Origin of the sequence: Rathayibacter sp. AY1D2 (genome assembly GCF_002932695.1) — a bacterium.
Classification (GTDB): Bacteria; Actinomycetota; Actinomycetes; order Actinomycetales; family Microbacteriaceae; genus Rathayibacter.
Map to the genome: position 1 here is coordinate 39252 of NZ_PSVX01000019.1, position 15751 is coordinate 55002.

Genomic DNA, 15751 nt, shown 5'->3' on the forward strand with positions numbered 1-15751 from the left:
CGTCATGGGAGTGCGGCTCTTCTCGTGTTCGGGCCGTCAGGCGATGTCGATCGCCAGTATCGGATCGGTGGTCGGAGTCGGCGAGCCGCCGGCGTCCTCGACCGTCACGGCGACGACTCCGCCCTCGGTCAGGCTCCCCTCGAGCGGGGCCACGGTGCTGCCCTCTCCCCCGTCGAACGTCCCTGCGGCGACCGGACCGGACGAGCCGATGTACCAGAGCTCGTAGGTCTTGTCCTCCGGCAGCGGCGCCAGGTCGTCCACCACGAGGGCGGAGCGGCCGAGCGAGCTCGACCAGACCAGCGTCGCCTGCTCGCCGGTGGCGACCGTGCCGGTCGTCTCCTGCGCGTCGGCGGCGCTGCGGATCTGCTCCAGAGCCGTCTGCTGCTGCGTCTGGCCGGGGCCGGACGAGAGCAGCGGCGGAAGGGTCACTCCGCCGACCACGATCACCGCGGCGGCCGCGGCAGCCGAGAGGTAGACCGCGGGGCGGGCGAACCAGCGGCTCCGGGCGCGGTTCGCGGCGCTGCCGCCACCGTCCCGGCGAGCCGTCGGACCGCTCCGCTCGCCCTCGGAGGCGACGGGGACCAGACGGGGCGCGGCGGGCGCCTCGCGGTCCTCGTCGGGCTCCTCCAGCGGCAGCTGCGGAGTGGTGGCGATGAGCGCCATCAGGTCGGCCTTGAAGCCCGGCGAGGGCTCCACGGCGGGTGCGTCGGCGACCAGCGCCTCCGCCACCTCGGCGAACGCGTCGGCCTCGCCGCGCGCCTCCGGGTGCTCGGAGAGGAAGCGCTCGTAGCGCTCCTGCTCCTCGGGCGTCAGGATGCCCAGTGCGTGACCCGCCGCGAGATCGCGCGGGTCGTCCATCCCGTCGGGGAGTCGCACATCGTTCACAGGGCCACCCCCATCTCTTCTCGAAGTCTGATCATTCCGTCACGCAGGCGTGTCTTGACGGTTCCCACGGGGCACTGCAGGATCCCCGCGATCTCGCTGTGCGAGTATCCGCCGTAGTAAGCGAGCTGCAGCGCCTGCCGCTGCAGTTCCGTCAGGCGACCCATGGCGGCCGCGACCTTCTCGTGCTCGAGGGACACCTCCGCCTGCTCGGAGACCTGGTCGTAGTCGCGTCCGAGGTCTCGGATTCCGATGCGCATGTCCCGATCACGGCCGGCTTGAGCCGCGCGGACCCTGTCGATGGCCCTGCGGTGTGCCATCGTGAGGATCCAGGTCGTCGCGCTTCCTTTATTCGGAGCGAAACGCCCAGCGGTTTGCCAGATCTCGAGGAAGACCTCCTGGGCCACCTCCTCGGACTGGGAGCGGTCGACGAGGACGCGGATGATCAGGCCGAGGACCCGGCCGGCCATCTGGTCGTAGAGCGCGGCGAACGCGGCCTGCTCTCCCCCGGCGATGCGCTCGAGGAGGACAGCCGCCTCCGCTGTGGTGTCGTCCGTCATCAGCCCCGCCTCGCCCGCGCCCGGGCTGAAAGATTCCGCGTCATCCAGAAGGCTGTCACGGCCAGGCCTGCAACGACGACCGACACCTCGATCGGATGCGTCACGAATCGGACATCCAGCGCCAACGGGCCGATCGGCACGAGCGCGGGGTCGCCCAGCCGGGGGGCCAGCCAGAGCGAGATCACGGCCACCGCCGCAGCGGTGATGCCCGGATAGCTGCGCGGGCGGATGAGGACCCAGAGCCCGGCGAGCACGTCGAGGACCGCGAGGACGCGCATCACCGTGCCCTGCGAGAGCGAGACCCCCGCGGCGAACTGGGCGCCCTCCGCGTCGTCGACGCTCGGCGCGGCGAGGAGGTAGAGGGCGGCGACGACCAGCAGCCCCGCCCCCGCCCAGACGCGCGCGCCGATCCGGAGAGCTCTGCTGTTCTTCATTCCGCTGGCGCCTGTCTGTGGGGACTCGGGCGAGGATCGACTCCTCCTGGGCCCTCGCCTCGCGCACCGTGGCGGCGATGCGAGCAGAGAAGGGGCCGGACCGCAGGAACGCCTCTCGGCGCGAGGCCGCTCGAAGCGGCTATAAGTGGAGCCCGGGGTTACTGCGATCCGGCTTCCGCCAGTCTACCAAAGGCCTCCGCGGTGGCGGCGAGCGGCGTTCGCAGTGGGTGAACGCGGGTTGCGCGTCACTCCAGGGAGTCGCTCCGCCACAGCCGCGCGCAGCTCACGAGCTCGGCCGCGGTGGTCGAGAGGCGCAGGGCGCGGGTGGTCAGCTCGCTCGCCCGGGCGGGGTTCACCGGCTCCACGTCGTCGGCGACCGAGACGGCTCCGGAGGCGCTCACGCGGCAGAACGCCGCGGCGCGGTCCAGTGCCACCGCGAAGTCGCCGTCGAAGACGCCGCGGAGGATCCGGTCGGCCAGCTCGGTGATCTCGGCCGGCCCCGTGGGAGTGCTGGCTCCGGCGACCACCGGGTCGATCGTGGCGGACAGCTCGACTCCGCGCTGGTAGAGGAAGCTCGTGCTCTCCGGGTCCTGCCGGATGACCAGCCGCAGCAGGTAGATCCGCCAGAGGGCGCCCGGCAGGCTCGCCGCGCTGGAGCGCGCCCAGAGCTCGGCGAGCGCGTCGATGCCGTTGTGGTCGGTGTACTCGACCAGGCGGTCGATGACCACCGGGTCGGGGTCGTTCCGGACACGGCTCAGCAGCGCGATCGCGGTCTCGTGGGCGACGCGGCTGATCTGCGCCGGGTCCTCTCCTCCCTGGAACGCCTCGAAGACGTGGGAGGGGAACTTGGTCGGCTTGTGGAAGCCGTCTGTCATGGGGCCGCCTTCCGCGGTCGTGCGCGCGGACGCTCTCGCGCTCGCGCTCCGTAGGGGGTTCGAGGAGGGTAACGCCCGCGGCTGGGCGGGTATGCCCGCGCGGAGGACGCGGTCCGCTCCGGGATCGTCCGCGCTCCGGGCCGCACCTGCTCCGGGCCGCACCTGCTCCGGGGGCGCCGACGGCCCGCTACCCTGGAGCGCGCGGGCCTCTAGCTCAGTTGGCAGAGCAGCGGACTTTTAATCCGCGGGTCGTCGGTTCGAGCCCGACGGGGCCCACCACACGACCGCCTGGTCGCGCTTTCCGGACAGTGCCAGGGCGCAGCCAGGTCGCAGCACTACCGTGCAGAGGTGCTGACCGTCCTCCGCGTCCTCCTGCGCCGGCCGCGGCTGTGCGAGGCGTGCCGCGTCCGGCCGGCCCGCCGCCGTGACCCGTTCTGCTCGACGGACTGCGCGAAGACGTACTACCTCTACCTCTGACGCCTCGTCCGGGCCGCGGTGCTCCGCGACGGCGTCACTCGTGGCAGAGCGACCACACCTCATCCGGGTAGTCGCGGACCTTCTCGCCGACGAGCAGGCGCCAGCGGCCGTCCTGGTGCTCGAGCAGGCGGCCGGTGACGACCTCCGAGAGCCAGTCGGAGTCGATCCGGTACCAGCGGACGAGGCGGACGGTCGTCGCGGTGTGCGAGACGCGGGTCGTCATCGCGGGAGTCCCTTCTCGAGGAGGGAGCGGGGTGCTGGAACCAGCGGGGCGTTCGACGCGCGAACGGGGGGATGACCCGCGCCGGGACGACTCCGTTGTCGACCGGCCGGGAGACTGCGGCGGGCATCCGGCGGACCGGATGCCAGGAACTCTAGACGACCGCGCGGACAGTGTCTGTCCCGTCGCCGGTCACAGCGGAGCGGCTCCGTTCAGCAGGCTCAGGGGTGGACGGTGCAGCCGGCCGGGCGCGTCTGCCGGAACGCGGCCGCTTCGCGGGTGCGGGAGCGGAGCCTCCTCGCGCGGCGGCGGAGGAGCCGCTCGCTCGGGCCGAAGGCTCCGGATTCGAGGAGCTGGCGGAGGGACAGGGTCACCTGCCGGGCCAGACGGGGATCGATGCGGCCGGGGATCCGGATCGCGTCGATGAGGTCGAGGGCGTTGCGCGTGGTGCGGGAGATCGCCATGACGGAACCCTAGGGACGCCGGGGCGCGGTGTGCGCGCCCCGGACGGGGGCGCCGACGGGGACTGATGCTCAGCCCCGGGGCGCCCCGGCGGGATCAGTCGTGCCCGTTGCTGCCGTCGCCACGGCCCGTGGAGGACTGCAGGCGGTCGATGTGCTCGGAGGCCTGGGCCTTGGTGAGGTCGGCGGGCAGGGTCTCGCCCGCCTCGCGCGCGAGAGTGTCGAGGTAGCTGCGCTGCGGGCCGGTCATCGGCTCGTCGCCGGTGACCCAGTCGGACGGGTCCTTGCTGGCGCTGGTGTCGCTGCCGTCGTCGGCACGGGCGCCGAGGACGTCGCCCTCGGTCTTGACATCGGGATCGGTGGTGTTGTCATCGCTCATGGTGCGACCGTACGCCCGACCACCGACGCCGACGAGGGCTTGCGGAGCGGGCCCGGGCGCCCCGCTTCACGAGCCGAGCAGCGCGTGCGCGACGGTGAAGATGACCAGCCCGGCCAGGGAGCCCACGACGGTGCCGTTGATCCGGATGAACTGGAGGTCCTTCCCGACCTGCAGCTCGAGCTTCTCGGACGTCTCGCGCGGGTCCCAGCGGTGGATGGTGTCGCCGATGATGCTGGCGATGTCGGTGCGGTAGCGGTCGACCAGGTTGGCCGCGACCGATCCGATCCAGGAGTCGACGGTCGCCGCGAGGTCGGCGTCGGTCGAGAGCCGGCGGCCCAGATCGACCACGATCGACTCGATGCTGCCGCGGAGGGGGCTCGACGGGTCGTCCATCGCGCCGAGGAGCGAGGCCTTCGTCGCCTCCCAGGCGTCCCCCGCGAGCTCGCGGACGCGCGGGCTGTCGAAGGCGCGGTTCTTGATCTCCTCGACGCGGGCGATCAGGTCGGGATCGGTACCCAGATCCTGCGCCAGCGTGGCGAGGTAGCCGTCGATCGCGATCCGGAACGGGTGCACCTGGTCCTCGCGCACCGCGGCGACGAAGACGAGAGCCTCGCGGTACAGCCGCTCGTCCACCGCCCGGCTGACCGCGGAGGGCAGCCAGCTCGGCAGGCGGCCGCTGACCATGCGGGTGAAGCTCTGCGGGTTCGCGGTCAGCCACTCCTCCGCCTGCTCGACCAGCGTGTCCACGAGGCGCCGGTGGTGGCCGGCCTCGACCACGGTGCCCACCAGCGAGCCCAGCGGCGGGCCCCACTGCGGGTCGAGGAGGTGGCGCCGCGCCAGCGCCTCGATCACGCGCTGCACATCGGAATCGTCCAGCAGGGCGATCGCCGAGCGGACGGCCGCCGCGCTCTCGCCGCCGACGCGGTGCGCGTTCTCCGGCTCGGCGAGCCAGAGCCCCGCCCGCCGGGCGATCCCGAAGGAGTCGAGCTTCTCGCGCACGATGGCGCCGCGGAGGAAGTTCTCCTCGACGAACTGCGCGAGGCTCGCGCCGATCTCGTCCTTCTTGGTCGGGATGATCGCGGTGTGCGGGATCGGCAGGCCCAGCGGCCGCCGGAACAGCGCGGTCACGGCGAACCAGTCGGCGAGCGCGCCGACCATCCCGCCCTCGCTCGCGGCCCGGACCCACTGCAGCCACGGGTAGCGCTCCTGCAGGGCGAACGACACGGCGAAGACGACGGCCATCACCACGAGCAGGCCCGTGGCGAGCCGCTTCATCCGGACGAGGGCGACGCGCTTGGCCTCGTCGTCGCGCCCGACGGCCGCGAGGGTGGTCATGACGCGGTGGGGAACCCCTCGTGGCGGATGCCCCACGCGACGGTCCACTCCTCGCCCGGCTCGAGCCAGCGCAGGCCCTGCCCGCTGTTGAACGCCTCTGCCGGAGCGGTCATCGGCTCCACGGCGATCGCGGTCTTCACGTCGTCGCCGTCGGGGAAGATCCGGGTGATGAAGACCTGGATGAAGTTGTGCGAGGCGTCGGCCCAGAGGAGCACGCGGCGGCCGTCCGCGGCGCGGAGGCCGTGCACGCTCTCGCCGTCGACCATCCGGACGTCGGCCCAGGCGTCGTCGAGCTCCAGGTCGCCGATGCGGCGGCCGGAGCGGAGGTCCCACTCGGTGCCCTCGACCGGGTTCTGCACGGTGGGGTTGAGGCGCTCGTCGACCTCGATGTGCACCGCCGCGTCGACGGTGATCTCGAGCTCGTCGGTCGGGACGTCGCCGATGGCGAGGAAGGGGTGCGTGCCGATGGCGACGGGCGCCTCGTCGGCTCCGACGTTGACGACGCGGTGGACGACCTTCAGTCCGTCGGCCTGCAGCTCGTAGCGGACCGAGGTCTCGAGGTGGAACGGGTAGCCCGCCTGGGGCACGACCGGCGCGGCCAGCTCGACGAAGGACGGGCCCTGGTCGACGAGGCGGTACGGGGTGCTCACCAGGAGGCCGTGGATGGCGTTGTGGTACTTCGGCTCGGTGATCGCGAGCTGGAGCGTCTCGCCGCGGTGGTGCCAGCGCCCGTCCTTGACGCGGTTGGGCCAGGGCATCAGGACGATGCCCGAGCCGAACGGCGGGACGGTGCTCTCCGGGTAGGAGGCGGTGATCTCCACTCCGTCGACCGAGAGGTGGCGCAGCGCTGCGGCCACCTCCGTCACGACGGCGTGCAGGGTGCGTCCCTCGGCGGTGAGGTCGAGCGGGAACTGGCGCCCGGTGGCGGGAGCGGGGGTGAAGTCGGCCATTCCTCGATCCTACGGACTGACGCGCTCGCCGAGCGTCCGGCAGCGGGTGACCGCGAGCCCCGCCTCCTCCAGAGCGGCGACGAGTCCGTCGGCGGCCCCCGCCCCCGTGAGCAGACGGTCGAACTCGTCGGGAGCGGCGACCCGGCCGAGGTCGACCACTCCGAGCTTCGAGGAGTCCGCGACCACGACCCGGCGGGTCGCCGCCTGCAGCATCCGGCGCTTCAGGGTCGCCTCGGGGAGGTTGACGTTGGTGACGCCGGCCTCGGGGTGCACACCGGTGCAGCCGATGAAGGCGATGTCGGCGCGGATCCGCTCGAGTAGCTCGGACGCCAGCGGCTCGACCAGCGAGTGCTGCAGCGGCCGCAGAGTGCCCCCGGTGACGACGACCGTGAAGCGCGGGATGGCCGGCTCGAGCGCCAGCGCCGTGGAGAGGCCGTTCGTGATCACCGTGACGTCGCGCAGCTCCTCCCGCGCCACGAGCGCGTGCGCGATGGCGAGCGGTGTGGTGCCCACGTCGAGCACGATGCTCTGCCCGGAGGAGACGGAGGCGGCGGCCTCCTCGCCGATCGCGGCCTTCTCGTCGGAGGCGGCGCTCAGGCCCTCCTCGAGCGAGCGCTCGCCGGTGCGTCTCGGCGCCGGGATCGCCCCGCCGCGCACCCGCTGGAGGACGCCCTCGCTCGCGAGCAGGGCGAGATCGGAGCGGACGGTGACGACCGAGACCCCGAGCATGTCGGCCATCGGGGCGACCCCGACGAAGCCCGAGCTCTCGGCGGCCAGACGCAGCCGCAGCCGGCGCTCGATCGCCGACGTGGACTCCTGCTCGCCGTCCGTCCTCATCCGCCCATCGTGCCCGCGGGCCGGTGGACTTGTCAAAGGGAAAACGAGCTTTCCTTTTCGAAGGTGCGGCCCTAGTCTGACTCCTGCCATGAACGAAGCGATCACACTCTCCGCCGGCGTCGTCAAGCGCCGGCACACGCTGGCCGACGGCCGCGAGCTCCTCTACTTCGACGACGCCGACACGACCCTCCCCCCGGAGCGCGCCGCCGACGCACGCCACCTCGACCCCCGCCCCGCCACCGCGCGGATGCGCCAGGACGTGCTGACCGGCGAGTGGGTCTCCATCGCCGCGTCGCGCCAGAACCGCGTGTTCCTGCCGCCGGCCGAGCTCGATCCGCTCGCCCCGGCGTCGCCGACGAACCCGTCGGAGGTGCCCAGCCGCTACGACGTCGCCGTCTTCGAGAACCGCTCCCCCTCCTTCGGCCCGCTCCTCGAGGACGCGGACGCGCCCGCCTCCCTGGAGGACCTGCGCACCCTCGGGCTCGGCCGGACGCTGACCAGCGTCGGCCGCTGCGAGGTCGTCTGCTTCAGCCCCGAGCACGAGGGCTCGTTCGCCACGCTCAGCGCCTCCCGCGCCCGGACCGTGGTCGAGGCCTGGGCCGACCGCGTAGGCGCCCTCTCGGCCCTTCCCGGCGTGCAGCAGGTGTTCCCGTTCGAGAACCGCGGCGAGGCGATCGGCGTCACGCTGCACCACCCCCACGGGCAGATCTACTCCTACCCCTACGTCACGCCGCGCACGACCCGCCTGCTCGCCTCGCTCGACAGCTACGGGCCGTCGATGTTCGCCGACGTCCTCGCCTTCGAGCAGGCCGGCGAGCGCGTCCTCCTCCGCGGCGAGCACTTCACCGCGTTCGTGCCGTTCGCCGCGCGCTGGCCGGTCGAGGTGCACCTCCTGCCGCACCGCCACGTCCCGGACCTGGCGGCGACCACCCCGGAGGAGCGCGACGAGCTGGCTGCGATGTACCAGCGCCTGCTCCGCGGCATCGACGCCCTCTACGACACCCCGACGCCCTACATCGCCGCCTGGCACCAGGCCCCGGTGCACGAGCGCCGCGACGAGGTGCGCCTGATGCTCCAGATCACCTCGCCCCGCCGCGCCGAGACGAAGCTCAAGTACCTCGCGGGGAGCGAGGCCGCGATGGGCGCCTGGATCGGCGACATCGCCCCCGAGACGAGCGCCGCGGCCCTGCGCGCGGCGATCGAGCGGGCCGACGCGGCCGTGCTCGAGGCCGGGATCGCACAGCGCCCCGACGCGGCGCTGCCGGTCGCCGCGCACAGCGACGACTCGCTTCCCGGCGGCGCCGCCACTCCCGCCACCACCGCCGCCGACATCGCCGAGGAGAACCGATGACCGCCGCTCCCGCCTCCCTGACCGCCGTCGCCGAGAGCGCGGCCGCCGCCTTCGAGCGCACCTTCGGCCGCCCTGCCGCGGGCGTCTGGGCCGGCCCCGGCCGCGTGAACCTGATCGGCGAGCACACCGACTACAACGACGGCTTCGTCTTCCCCTTCGCGATCGACCGCGCCACGGCGATGGCCGTCGCTCCGAGGGAGGACCGCCTGATCCGGATCAGCAGCGCCTTCTCCCCCGAGGTGGTCGAGGTCGCTCTCGACGAGCTCGGCCCCGGTGCCGTGACCGGCTGGTCGGCCTACCCGCTCGGCGTGGTCTGGGCGCTCACCGAGTACGGCGTCGACCTGGGCTCCCGCTCGGGCTTCGACGCGTACGTCGACTCCGACGTGCCGGTCGGCGCGGGGCTCTCGAGCTCGGCGGCGCTGATGTGCGCGATGGCCGTCGCCCTCGACGAGCTCTGGCACCTCGGCTTCGACCGCGCGACGATGGCCCGCGTCGGTCGTCGCGCCGAGAACGTCGCGGTCGGCGCCCCCACCGGGATCATGGACGAGTCCGCCTCCCTCTTCGGGAAGCGCGACGCCGCGGTGTTCCTGGACTGCCGCAGCCTCGACACCGAGGTCGTCCCCCTCGGGTTCGAGGAGGCCGGGCTCGTCCTGCTCGTCGTCGACACCCGCGTCGAGCACGCGCACGCCACCGGCGGCTACGCCGAGCGGCGCGCCTCCTGCGAGCTCGGCGCCGCGACCCTCGGCGTGCCGTCGCTCCGCGAGCTGACGGTCGACGACCTGCCGCGCGCCCAGGAGCTCCTCGACGACGTCACCTACCGGCGCGTGAAGCACGTCGTGACCGAGGACGCCCGCGTGCTCGAGACCGTCCGCACCCTGCGCGAGCACGGTCCCCGGGCGATCGGCGATCTGCTCGACGCCGGCCACGTCTCACTCCGCGACGACTTCGAGATCTCGGTGCCCGAGCTCGACACCGCCGTCGAGGCGGCGCGCGGCGCCGGAGCGATCGGCGCCCGGATGACCGGCGGCGGCTTCGGCGGCTCCGCGATCGCCCTCACGCCGGTGGAGAAGGAGGAGGAGGTCCGCGCCGCGGTCCTCGCCGCCTTCGCCGAGAAGGGCTTCGCGACTCCGGAGCTCTTCCTGGTCACGGCCGCCGACGGCGCGGGTCGCGTGCTCTGACCTCTGCTCCCGTCGACGCCCCCCTGCGACCTCGCGTCGCAGGGGGCGTTCCTCGTCCAGCCGCTACGGCGCCGGATCCGGCGGAACGACGGCGCGCGATTCTCCCCCGGTGACCCGGACCAGCTCGGCGAAGCTCGTCGGGTAGACGGTGTGCGCGTGCCCGGCCGCAGCCCAGACCACGTCGTAGGCGGCGAGGGCCGTGTCGACCACGGTGCGCAGCGGCGCGGGATGGCCCACCGGCGCGATCCCGCCGATCGTCTGGCCCGTCGCGGACTTCACCTCCGCGGCCGGCGCCCGGGTGATCGATCCGCCCAGCTGCACGCCCAGCCAGGCGGTGTCGACGCGGTGGCCGCCGCTGGTCAGGACCAGCAGCGGCGCACCGTCGATCAGGAACACGAGCGAGTTGGCGATCTGGCCGACGTCGACGCCCAGCGCCTCGGCCGCCAGTGCCGCCGTCGACGCGGCCGAATCGAGCCAGCGCACGGTCGGGTGCACGCCGTGCCGGTCGAGGTCGGCGAGGACGCGGTCGACGGCCGGGTGGCTCCGTTCGCTCATGCCGCCGAGGCTAGCGCCCCGGCCGCCCTCACTTCTCGAACGTGGAGGCGTCGATCACGAAGCGGTAGCGGACGTCCGAGGCGAGGACGCGCTCGTAGGCCTCGTTGATCTGCGACGCCGAGACGACCTCGACCTCGCTCGCGATGCCCTTCTCGGCGCAGAAGTCGAGCATCTCCTGGGTCTCGCGGATGCCGCCGATGCCCGAGCCCGCGAAGGAGCGACGGGCGCCGAAGAGCGTGAAGACGTGCAGCGGCAGCGCCTCGGCCGGAGCGCCCACGTTCACCATCGTGCCGTTGCGGCGCAGGAGCCCCAGGTAGGCGTCGAGGTCGAGGGGCGCGCTGACCGTGTTGACGATCAGGTCGAAGGTGTTCGCGAGATCGGTGAAGGTCGCCTCGTCGCGCGTCGCGTAGTAGTGGTCGGCGCCCAGACGGAGGCCGTCCTCCTTCTTGCTGAGGGTCTGCGAGAGCACGGTGACCTCGGCGCCCATCGCGTGCGCGAACTTGACTGCCATGTGGCCGAGCCCGCCGAGGCCGACGACGGCCACCCGCTTGCCGGGGCCCGCCTCCCAGTGCGAGAGCGGCGAGTAGGTCGTGATGCCCGCGCACAGCAGCGGAGCAGCGGCCTCGTAGGGGATCGACTCCGGCACGCGGAGCACGAAATCCTCGACGACGACGACGTGCGTGGAGTAGCCGCCCTGGGTGATGGTGCCGTCGCGGTCGACGGAGGCGTAGGTGCCGGTGTTGCCCTTCAGGCAGTACTGCTCCTCGCCCGCGAGGCAGTTCTCGCACTCGCGGCAGGAGTTCACCATGCAGCCGACGCCGACGCGGTCGCCGACGGAGTGCTTGGTGACCTCGGAGCCGACCTCGGCGACGACGCCGACGATCTCGTGGCCGACGGTCAGCGGGTACGCCACCGGACCCCAGTCTCCGCGGACGGTGTGGATGTCGGAGTGGCAGATGCCGGAGTAGGCGATCTCGATGAGCACGTCGTGCGGTCCGACGTCGCGGCGCTCGATGGTGGTGGGGACGAGCGGCTCGGTCGCGGAGGGGGCGGCGTAGGCGGTGACGGTGAGCATGGGTTCTCCTCGTGGGGCGGGGCGCGCTCCGAGGACGTGTCCGACGGGGTGGGGGACGCGAGAGCGCCGGGCCACGCTACCGGCAGGCGACTGGACGTCGCCCCCGAGCGCGGTCCGGCGCGGGTCCTGTGGCGCGGGACCGGTCAGCGCAGGGCGCGCTCGGCCGCCGTCACCACGTTGTGGATGAGCATCGCGCGCGTCATCGGGCCGACGCCGCCGGGCACGGGCGAGAGCCAGCCCGCGACCTCCGCCACCTCCGGTGCGACGTCGCCCGTCAGCTTCGCGCGGCCCGTCTCCGGGTTCTCGACCCGCGTGATGCCCACGTCGAGCACGGCGGCGCCGGGCTTCACCCAGTCGGCGCGGATGAGCCCGGGCACGCCCACGGCGGCCACCACGATGTCGGCGCGGCGCACCTCCGCGGCGAGATCGGCCGTGCGGGAGTGGGTGAGGGTCACGGTGGCGTCGAGGCCCTTCCGCGTGAGCAGGAGCCCGAGCGGACGGCCGACGGTGAGCCCGCGGCCCACGACGACGACATGCCGGCCCGAGGTCGGGATGCCGTGGCGCTGCAGCATCTCGACGATCCCGTTCGGCGTGCAGGGCAGCGGGCTGTCCAGCTCACCCTCGACGCCGAGCACCAGGCGGCCGAGGTTGGTGGGGTGCAGGCCGTCGGCGTCCTTGTCCGGATCCATGAGCTCGAGCATCGCGTTCTCGTCGATGCCCTCCGGCAGCGGGAGCTGGATGATGTACCCGGTCACGGCCTCCGAGTCGTTGAGCTGCCGGATGGCGGCGCGGATGTCGTCCGCCGACGCGGTCGCGGGGAGGTCCACGCGGATCGACTCGATCCCGACCTCCGCGCAGTCGCGGTGCTTGCCCGCGACGTACGAGCGGGAGGCGGGATCGTCCCCCACCAGCAGCGTGCCGAGCCCGGGCACGACGCCCCGCTCGCGTAGAGCGGCGACCCGCTCCGCGATCTCCGTCTTGACCGCCGTCGCCGTCGCGACGCCGTCGAGTACCTGTGCCGTCATCTCGGGCTCCTCGGTCGTGGCGCGGCGGAGGTGGGCGGTGCCCCGTCCTCCGCCGCGCGGGTGGTGCAGCGGATCGACTACAGCCCGGGGTAGAGCGGGAAGTCGTCGGTGAGACGGGCGACACGGCCGCGCAGCGCCTCGAGGTCGGCCGAGGGCTTGAGCGCCTCGGCGATGACGTCGGCGACCTCGGTGAACTCCGCGTCGCCGAAGCCGCGCGTCGCGAGCGCCGGCGTGCCGATGCGCAGGCCCGAGGTGACCATCGGCGGGCGGGGGTCGAACGGCACGGCGTTGCGGTTGACCGTGATGCCGACCTCGTGGAGGCGGTCCTCGGCCTGCTTGCCGTCCAACGGCGAGTCGCGCAGGTCGGCGAGGACGAGGTGGACGTCCGTGCCGCCGGTCAGGACGTCGATGCCCTCGGCCTTCGAGTCGGCCGCCGTGAGGCGCTCGGCGAGGATCTGCGCGCCGCGGATGGTGCGTGCCTGGCGATCGGCGAACTCGGGCTCGCCGGCGAGCTTGAACGCGGTCGCCTTCGCGGCGATCACGTGCATGAGCGGGCCGCCCTGCTGGCCGGGGAAGACGGCCGAGTTCAGCTTCTTGGCGTACTCCTGCTTCGCGAGGATGAGCCCCGAGCGCGGGCCGGCCAGCGTCTTGTGGACGGTGGTGGTCACGACGTCGGCGTAGGGCACCGGCGACGGGTGCAGCCCCGCCGCCACGAGGCCGGCGAAGTGGGCCATGTCGACCCAGAGCTTCGCGCCGACCTCGTCGGCGATGGCGCGGAACGCCTCGAAGTCGAGCTGACGGGGGTAGGCGGACCAGCCGGCGATGAGCACCTGCGGGCGGACCTCGAGGGCCTTCTCGCGGACCGCGTCCATGTCGATGCGGAAGGTCTGCGGGTCGACGCCGTACGCGGTCGCGTTGTAGAGCTTGCCCGAGAAGTTCAGCTTCATGCCGTGGGTCAGGTGGCCGCCGTGCGCGAGCTCGAGGCCGAGGATGGTGTCTCCGGGCTGCACGAGCGCGGCGAGCGCCGCGGCGTTGGCGGAGGCTCCGGAGTGCGGCTGGACGTTGGCGAACTCGGCGCCGAAGAGGGCCTTGGCGCGGTCGATCGCGAGCTGCTCGGCGATGTCGACGTACTCGCAGCCGCCGTAGTAGCGGCGTCCGGGGTAGCCCTCGGCGTACTTGTTGGTCAGGACGGAGCCCTGCGACTCGAGGATCGCGCGCGGCACGAAGTTCTCGCTCGCGATCATCTCGAGGTAGCCGCGCTGGCGGTCGAGCTCCTGCTGGAGCACGGCGGCGATCTCGGGGTCGACCACCGACACGGGCTGGTCGAACGAGGCGGCGACGCCGGGGCTGGCGGGGGAAGAGGACACGGACGCTCCTTGGCTGGGAAACGGAAGGGGCCCGGCAGGTCGCTGCGGCGCGACACGGCTCGTTCGGGCGACCCGATCTACGGTATCCGTTCCAGCCCAGGCGTGCGGCGGGAAAAGTGTCCGGGGCGCTGCCCCGGAGGAGGTGCCGCTCCCTGATGGTCACCCATCCGAACGCCAGTCGCGGCGGGCTCACTCTAGCAAGCGGGCCGGGTGGCGCGGGAGTCGCGCCAGTCGGGGACGGGCACGCGCGATCGTGCGACGATCCCTCGGGCGGTCCCGGCGCGGGACCGGGAGGGAGGGCGTCGCCGTGAGTCCTCGACGCCGCTCCGAGCGCATCGACGGCCGCAGCGACGAGGAGCTCGTCGCGCTGGTCCGGGAGGGCCGCACCGACGCGGTCTCCGAGCTCTGGCGCCGCCACTCCTCGGCCGGGCGCACCGTGGCCCGGGCGTGGGCGAGCAGCTCCGACCCCGACGACCTGGTCTCGGAGGCGTTCCTCCGCGTCCTGCGGGCGATCGAGCGCGGCGGCGGACCCGAGGGCGCCTTCCGCCCCTACTTCTTCACCACCGTCCGCAACGTCGCGGGATCCTGGGCCCGGCGGGACCGGCACGAGCGGCCGTTCGACGAGGCCGACCGCGCCCTCCCCTCTGCCGGCCCCGATCCCGAGGCGCACGCCCTCGCCGCCCTCGAGCGCGACCTGGGCGCGCGCGCGTTCCGGGCGCTGCCGCCGCGCTGGCAGGAGGTGCTCTGGTACACGGAGGTGGAGGGCCTGTCCCCCGCCGCCGCCGCACCGCTGATGGGCCTGCGGCCCAACGCGGTCGCAGCGCTCGGGGTGCGGGCGCGGGAGGGGCTGCGCTCCGCGTGGATCCGGGAGCACGTGGCGGACGCCTCGGCGACGGGCGAGTGCGAGTGGGTGCTCGAGCGGGCGGGGACGTACGCGCGAGGACGAGCCCCCGTCCGGGACAGGCACCGCATCGATCGGCACCTGGACGGGTGCCTCTCCTGCCGGGAGGCGCTGGCGGAGGCCGAGAGCACTGCGCGCCGCCTCGCGTCGGTGCTGCTGCCGCTCTCGGCCGGCGTGAGCGGTGCGGCAGCCTGGGCGGCGGGCGGGGGCTCCGGCGCGGCCTCCGGTCCGCTGCCGAGCGCGGTCCGGGCGTCGAGCGCGGTTCGAGCGTCGAGAGCGGTCCGAGCGTCGAGAGCGGTCCGAGCGTCGAGAGCGGGCAGCGGAACAGGAGTGGTCGTCGCCGCGTCCGCTGCGGCGGCACTCGCGATCGCGGGAGTCGTCGGGGCGGCGGTTCTGCTGTCCGGGAACGGGGGCGGCGCGCTCGTGGCGGCGGAGGACGCCTCCGCGCGGGTGGACGAGCGTGCAACGGCCGAGGCGGCTGCGCCCACATCGAGCGGAGGAGCGGCGGCGAGCGCCGACCGGCCGGAGACGGACCCGGAGGCCGCGGACCGGACGAGTGCAGCGGACGGCGATCCGGCGGGGCGGTCCAGCGGTTCCGGCGCCGCTCCGAGGAGCACGGTGCCGGCCGTGGCCGGACGGGCTGCGTCGGACGATGCCGGAGCGACGCGCGCGACCCCCGGGAGGACGGGACGCCCGCCGCAACAAAAGCCGTCCCACGATCCCGTCGGCGCACCGGCGTCGAGAGGGATCGAGGCGACCGCCTCCCCGACTCCTGCCGCCGAGCCCGCCCCGTCCCGCCCTGCCGTGACCGGCAGCCCCGGCGTCGCCGCCTCGTTCGACCAGCCCGTGTCGGTGGTCGACCCCGAGATCGCCGCCGTGCTCCAGCAGG

The 15751-nt window shown here is 73.5% G+C and carries 18 protein-coding genes and 1 tRNA gene; 5 read left to right on the forward strand and 14 right to left on the reverse strand.

Annotated elements, in window-relative coordinates; all coding sequences use genetic code 11:
• Positions 1 to 36: 36 nt before the first annotated feature.
• The 4 genes from C5D04_RS06900 to C5D04_RS06915 form a co-directional block, all read right to left on the reverse strand.
• Positions 37 to 885: an anti-sigma factor domain-containing protein gene (locus C5D04_RS06900; protein ID WP_146078416.1), complete on the reverse strand. Its 849-nt coding sequence runs from the start codon at positions 883 to 885 to the stop codon at positions 37 to 39.
• A complete protein-coding gene (sigK, locus tag C5D04_RS06905; RefSeq protein WP_104224709.1) occupies positions 882 to 1442 on the reverse strand; it encodes an ECF RNA polymerase sigma factor SigK in 561 nt (186 codons plus the stop codon). The genes C5D04_RS06900 and sigK overlap by 4 nt, the downstream gene beginning before the upstream one ends.
• Positions 1442 to 1876: a hypothetical protein gene (locus C5D04_RS18160; RefSeq protein ID WP_104266897.1), complete on the reverse strand. Its 435-nt coding sequence runs from the start codon at positions 1874 to 1876 to the stop codon at positions 1442 to 1444. The genes sigK and C5D04_RS18160 overlap by 1 nt, the downstream gene beginning before the upstream one ends.
• A gap of 245 nt (positions 1877 to 2121) precedes the next feature.
• Complete coding sequence (locus tag C5D04_RS06915; protein ID WP_104227273.1) at positions 2122 to 2751, reverse strand: DNA-directed RNA polymerase subunit beta; 630 nt, start codon at positions 2749 to 2751, stop codon at positions 2122 to 2124.
• Between the two features lie 203 nt (positions 2752 to 2954).
• Between C5D04_RS06915 and C5D04_RS06920 the strand changes: the two genes are divergently transcribed.
• Both C5D04_RS06920 and C5D04_RS18630 read left to right on the forward strand, forming a co-directional pair.
• Positions 2955 to 3030 (forward strand) — tRNA-Lys (locus C5D04_RS06920).
• 69 nt (positions 3031 to 3099) lie between these two features.
• Positions 3100 to 3228 (forward strand): hypothetical protein, encoded by a 129-nt coding sequence (locus C5D04_RS18630; RefSeq protein WP_258059535.1) that lies wholly within the window; start codon positions 3100 to 3102, stop codon positions 3226 to 3228.
• 34 nt (positions 3229 to 3262) lie between these two features.
• On the opposite strand, the gene C5D04_RS06925 is transcribed toward C5D04_RS18630, so the two are convergent.
• The 6 genes from C5D04_RS06925 to C5D04_RS06950 all read right to left on the reverse strand — a co-directional run bounded on the left by C5D04_RS06925 (position 3263) and on the right by C5D04_RS06950 (position 7410).
• Positions 3263 to 3451 (reverse strand): hypothetical protein, encoded by a 189-nt coding sequence (locus tag C5D04_RS06925; RefSeq protein WP_104224712.1) that lies wholly within the window; start codon positions 3449 to 3451, stop codon positions 3263 to 3265.
• Between the two features lie 218 nt (positions 3452 to 3669).
• Positions 3670 to 3912, reverse strand: a complete 243-nt coding sequence (locus tag C5D04_RS06930) for a hypothetical protein (RefSeq protein ID WP_104273395.1) — start codon at positions 3910 to 3912, stop codon at positions 3670 to 3672.
• A gap of 94 nt (positions 3913 to 4006) precedes the next feature.
• Positions 4007 to 4288, reverse strand: a complete 282-nt coding sequence (locus C5D04_RS06935; RefSeq protein ID WP_104224714.1) for a DUF3072 domain-containing protein — start codon at positions 4286 to 4288, stop codon at positions 4007 to 4009.
• A gap of 66 nt (positions 4289 to 4354) precedes the next feature.
• A complete protein-coding gene (locus tag C5D04_RS06940; RefSeq protein ID WP_104233899.1) occupies positions 4355 to 5623 on the reverse strand; it encodes a DUF445 domain-containing protein in 1269 nt (422 codons plus the stop codon).
• Positions 5620 to 6573 (reverse strand): aldose 1-epimerase family protein, encoded by a 954-nt coding sequence (locus tag C5D04_RS06945; RefSeq protein ID WP_104233900.1) that lies wholly within the window; start codon positions 6571 to 6573, stop codon positions 5620 to 5622. The genes C5D04_RS06940 and C5D04_RS06945 overlap by 4 nt, the downstream gene beginning before the upstream one ends.
• Positions 6574 to 6582: 9 nt before the next feature.
• Positions 6583 to 7410, reverse strand: coding sequence for a DeoR/GlpR family DNA-binding transcription regulator (locus C5D04_RS06950; protein WP_104233901.1), 828 nt, complete (start codon positions 7408 to 7410; stop codon positions 6583 to 6585).
• A gap of 88 nt (positions 7411 to 7498) precedes the next feature.
• Between C5D04_RS06950 and galT the strand changes: the two genes are divergently transcribed.
• Positions 7499 to 8761, forward strand: coding sequence for a galactose-1-phosphate uridylyltransferase (galT, locus tag C5D04_RS06955; RefSeq protein ID WP_104347456.1), 1263 nt, complete (start codon positions 7499 to 7501; stop codon positions 8759 to 8761).
• Positions 8758 to 9939 (forward strand): galactokinase, encoded by a 1182-nt coding sequence (gene galK, locus C5D04_RS06960; protein WP_104233903.1) that lies wholly within the window; start codon positions 8758 to 8760, stop codon positions 9937 to 9939. Before galT ends, galK begins: the two co-directional genes overlap by 4 nt.
• 63 nt (positions 9940 to 10002) lie before the next feature.
• On the opposite strand, the gene C5D04_RS06965 is transcribed toward galK, so the two are convergent.
• From C5D04_RS06965 to glyA, 4 genes are all read right to left on the reverse strand, one after another.
• On the reverse strand, positions 10003 to 10494 hold the full coding sequence (locus C5D04_RS06965) for a YbaK/EbsC family protein (protein WP_104233904.1): 492 nt from the start codon (positions 10492 to 10494) through the stop codon (positions 10003 to 10005).
• A 28-nt stretch (positions 10495 to 10522) separates the two neighbouring features.
• Positions 10523 to 11569 (reverse strand): NAD(P)-dependent alcohol dehydrogenase, encoded by a 1047-nt coding sequence (locus C5D04_RS06970; RefSeq protein WP_104233905.1) that lies wholly within the window; start codon positions 11567 to 11569, stop codon positions 10523 to 10525.
• 143 nt (positions 11570 to 11712) lie between these two features.
• The gene (locus C5D04_RS06975) at positions 11713 to 12594 is read right to left on the reverse strand and encodes a bifunctional methylenetetrahydrofolate dehydrogenase/methenyltetrahydrofolate cyclohydrolase (protein WP_104295729.1); all 882 of its coding nucleotides are present in this window, start codon (positions 12592 to 12594) and stop codon (positions 11713 to 11715) included.
• Between the two features lie 77 nt (positions 12595 to 12671).
• Positions 12672 to 13961 carry a serine hydroxymethyltransferase gene (glyA, locus tag C5D04_RS06980; RefSeq protein ID WP_104295728.1) on the reverse strand — a complete coding sequence of 430 codons (1290 nt, stop codon included), beginning with the start codon at positions 13959 to 13961 and terminating at the stop codon, positions 12672 to 12674.
• 307 nt (positions 13962 to 14268) lie between these two features.
• On the opposite strand from glyA, the gene C5D04_RS06985 reads away from it, so the two are divergent.
• Positions 14269 to 15751 (forward strand): sigma-70 family RNA polymerase sigma factor (locus C5D04_RS06985; protein WP_104347457.1); only part of this gene is annotated, 1483 nt, incomplete at its 3' end.